Source organism: Candidatus Obscuribacterales bacterium, from assembly GCA_036703605.1.
Lineage (GTDB): Bacteria > Cyanobacteriota > Cyanobacteriia > RECH01 > RECH01 > RECH01.
The window spans coordinates 1-1,898 of the sequence record DATNRH010001128.1 but is presented as its reverse complement, the minus strand read 5'-3'; the positions used below and the strand labels follow the sequence as shown (position 1 = coordinate 1,898).

At 54.7% G+C, this 1,898-nt stretch carries 1 protein-coding gene; it reads left to right on the top strand.

Translation table 11 applies throughout. The features are described from left to right. Positions 1–1,888: S-layer family protein (locus V6D20_23425; GenBank protein ID HEY9818730.1), on the top strand; the 1,888-nt coding region annotated here is incomplete at its 5' end. Positions 1,889–1,898: the final 10 nt, after the last annotated feature.

The window sequence follows — 1,898 nt, the reverse complement described above, 5'->3', positions numbered from 1 at the left end:
CGTGACCGGAGCAGGGCGGGGTGATCTATCTATTACTGCTGCTAATCTGAGCATCTTGAGCGGCAGTAATATTTGTGGTGGTTTGGGAGCATCGTCCTTTTGCGGCCGAGACGAAGGACAACAAGCTGTGGGGACGTCCCGCAGCCTTGCAGGAAATGTGGTGCTCGTGAGCACAGACAGGATGACGATTAGCGGAACCGGTACAGGGGTGCGTAATCGGCTGAACCCTGGAGCAACCGGCAATACGGAAGACATTTTTGAGGCGATCGCTCGTCTGGACGACACCAATGCCGACGACCCGATTGATATTCTTTTCGGCTCAGTTTTGCTGATTTCTGGGGATGCCGTCACGGTTTCCGAGGGTGCCCAAGTCAGCACCAGCACCAATGGTCAAGGTAATGGCGGTTTGCTGTATGTGCTATCGCCCAATGTGACGGTGGAGAGCGGCAGCGTCTTGGATAGTAATGTGTTGACCAATGGCAGAGGCCAAGCCGGCGGGGTATTGATTGGTAGCTCGGCCCTGCGGGTCACTGGGGGGTCATCGGTGGAAAGCGGCACGGATGGACGGGGAGCAGCGGGTCGGGTGCTGATTCAATCGGGGACGGTTGAGGTGAGTGATGGGGCGCGCCTCTCTAGCGCGGTCTTCCAAAATGGCGTGGGGCGGGCTGGCGGTATTGCGGTTGAAACCAATGGTTTAGTAATGACCAATGGTGGATCATTGAACAGCAGCACTTTCTCCCGAGGGCCAGCAGGGGCGATCGTGGTGCTCTCCAATGGTGCGATCGTCATCGATAACTCTCGCATTGACAGCGCTGTTGGAGAAGATGCCGTGGGTCAAGGCGGCCAGATTCGTATCCTGGGTCAAGATACGCTGATTCTTGCGAACGGTGCTGTGATTAACACTAGTACCAATGGGGTCGGTCAGGCTGGCGATATTGTTGTCGCGACGGCCAGTGATTTGCTTCTGCAAAATGGTAGCTTTATTCTCAGTTTGGCGAACGAAGGAGCCCAGGGAGATGGCGGCGAGATTGGCATTGGGGCAGGGGGTTCTTTTATAGCCAGCAATGGGTCGGGCATCACCACCTTGGCGGTGGAACCGGATGCGGTAGCCGGCGACCTGTTTTTGGTTGTCAATGATTTGTTTATCGTCACCGATCGCTCCTTTATTAATGCAGAAACCGGCTCCGGAGATGGCGGCAATTTGTTCTTGACAGGAACAGACTTTCTAATTTTGGCCAATGCCAGTGATATCTCCACCAGTGCTGGGAGGATTCTAGGTGGCGGAGACGGCGGCAATATTGAGTTTGATATTCAACGGGCGATCTTTGCCATTCCTTTTAATGACAACAACATCCGTGCCCAGGCCTTTGATGGAGATGGTGGCAATATCCGCATCGTGCGGCCTATTAATCTCCAAGATATTGCCGAACGACCGGATGTTCCGGAAACCAATGACATCACGGCTAGCTCAGAGTTTGGCGTGAATGGCATTGTGACTATCAATGAACTCAATGTGGATCCAATTCGCGGCTTAAATGAATTGCCGACTGCGTTGGTGAATGCGGAGGATTTAGTCACCCAAGAATGTCCCGGGTTAGGGTCGGGGCAGGTCGGGGCATTCTACGTCACCGGGCGGGGCGGCGTTCCTACCACACCGGATACCTATCGAGGGAATGCAGCGGTGATCGTCGATTGGGCGGAGGACGATCGCTCCCCCAACGTTGACGATCCAGCCCAGAGCGATCGCTCCTCAGCACTATATGAGCAATCCCCAGCGATGCCTAGGGAGTTTCAAGGATGGCATCGGGATGAAACGGGGCAAGTTTGGCTAGTAGCAGAGGGAGCATCCCAGCCACCTACGCCAGATCCAGTCTGTCCATCCTCCTAGAAATAACTTA